Here is a 1,981-nt window from a genome sequence, read left to right as displayed (position 1 = left end):
TATTGGACAACGCAAAGTGAAACAGATAATCTCGGCTGGAATGTTTATCGAAGTGAATCAGAAATAATCGAGCAGTCTGACCAGATCAATCAGCAGATGATTTCAGGAGCTGGAACTACAACCGAACCGACCGATTATGAGTTCACAGACGGATATGAGGTTGTTCCAACAAATACTTACTGGTATTGGCTCGAAAGTGTTAATTCTTCCAGTCAAACCGATATTTACGGACCAATAGAACTGACCATCCCGGAAGATATCGAACCGGAAGAATTCCCTGAACATACAGCCCTCATCGGAAACTTCCCGAATCCTTTCCATTCCAAGAATGATCCGACAACTATCTTTTTTGCCATCAGGGAAGGAGAGATCGGAAATCTAACGATCTTCAATATTAAAGGACAGCAAGTAGAAAATGTACAGTTTGAACCGGGAAACAGGAATTATAAATGGAATTCAACCGGATATTCCTCAGGAATTTATTTCTACAAATTGGAAACCGAAAATTATAAAGCAGTGAAAAAAATGTTACTGCTCAAATAATCTTTAGATGATCGTATGAAAACAAAAGAAAGCCGGAGAATATTCTTCGGCTTTTTTTATTAAAATTAATTTTCTTGACTGGATTATCACATAGATTGAATTTATGTTCCTGATGGATCTGGAAATATTGTTTTCGGAATTGAAACTGAATTTCATCCTGTTCTGACTTGATAGATTGCATGTTCGAAACGAAAAATCCTACTCAAATTAACTATTCGTTTTCAATCAAAATTTTTATATGTGAACAAGGTAGCACAGAATTGCATTCTGTGAGAAATTTCACATTTTGCAAAAATGTGTTACAGGGATACTTTCCGAAGCTTTCCCCAAAGAAATTCTTATTACTATGATTCGGAAAGTTCTATAAAAGTGAAAGGATTCAAAACAAGTTTTGAACTACAGTAACTCAAACCGTCCTGTTTGAGAATGTGGAGTAAAATAACCGTGTTGTTTTATGCATCAACGCAGTTGATGCACTCCCAAAAAGATAGTTTTTGTTAGTTGCAAAAAAATTAAAGGGGGTCTTAAAATGCAAAAAACAAAATGTTTAGTTATGTTGATCGGAGTGATCTTATTATCATTCCAAATTTTCGCAACAGACCACAGCGGAACGATTTCATCAAATGAAACCTGGTATGTCGGAGGTAGTCCGCATCATATTACAGGTGATCTAACAGTTGCGAATGGGATTACTTTAACCATTCAGGCAGGTTGCACTGTTAAATTCAATGGTGATTATATATTCACAATTTATGGTGTTCTCTCTGCCAATGGAACATCAGGAAGCCATATCACGATCACATCCAATGCGGGAACTCCAGCTGCCGGAGATTGGGATTACATCTATTTCAATGGTGCCGATGCAGGCTGTCTTCTCAATTATTGTGACATTCGTTATGGTGGTCTGGCTTATGGGAACATCCTGATGTATAACTCCGGAACAAATGTAGTGATCACGAACAGCACCATCGAACAAAGCGGAACTGCGGGAATTTATCTGAACAATTCCAGTTCTCCGACCATTTCCGATTGCATCATTCAAAACAATACTACTTACGGAATTTATTGTAATTCTACAAGTTCTTATCCGGATATCAGTGATTGCTCCATCCTGAACAACGGCAGTTATGCGATCGCAACTTATGCCAATAATGTCAAAGATATAACCGGAACAATGACCATTTCGGGAAACACTTACAATTCAGTATACATTTATTCAGCAACAGTCTATACCGGAACCTGGTTGGATCATAATGTTCCTTATGTTATCGGCGGCAATATCACTGTCGATAATGAAGACAGTTTAACTATCGACCCGGATTGTGAGATCAGGTTCAATGGTAATTATCAGTTACAGATTCAAGGAACACTTATCGCAGACGGAACTCCTTCCGAACATATCACCTTTACTTCCAATTTAGAACCGCAAAATCCAGGT

General features: G+C 37.9%; 2 protein-coding genes. Both read left to right on the top strand.

All coding sequences use genetic code 11. The annotated features are described in order from the left end of the window. The coding region (locus ENL20_03525; protein ID HHE37627.1) for a T9SS type A sorting domain-containing protein at window positions 1-543 on the top strand (543 nt) is incomplete at its 5' end. A 529-nt stretch (window positions 544-1,072) separates the two neighbouring features. After that, window positions 1,073-1,981: right-handed parallel beta-helix repeat-containing protein (locus ENL20_03520; protein HHE37626.1), on the top strand; the 909-nt coding region annotated here is incomplete at its 3' end.

Source organism: Candidatus Cloacimonadota bacterium (assembly GCA_011372345.1).
GTDB lineage: Bacteria > Cloacimonadota > Cloacimonadia > Cloacimonadales > TCS61 > DRTC01.
Note: the sequence above shows the minus strand (reverse complement) of the source record. Positions and strands in the feature narration are given on the sequence as shown.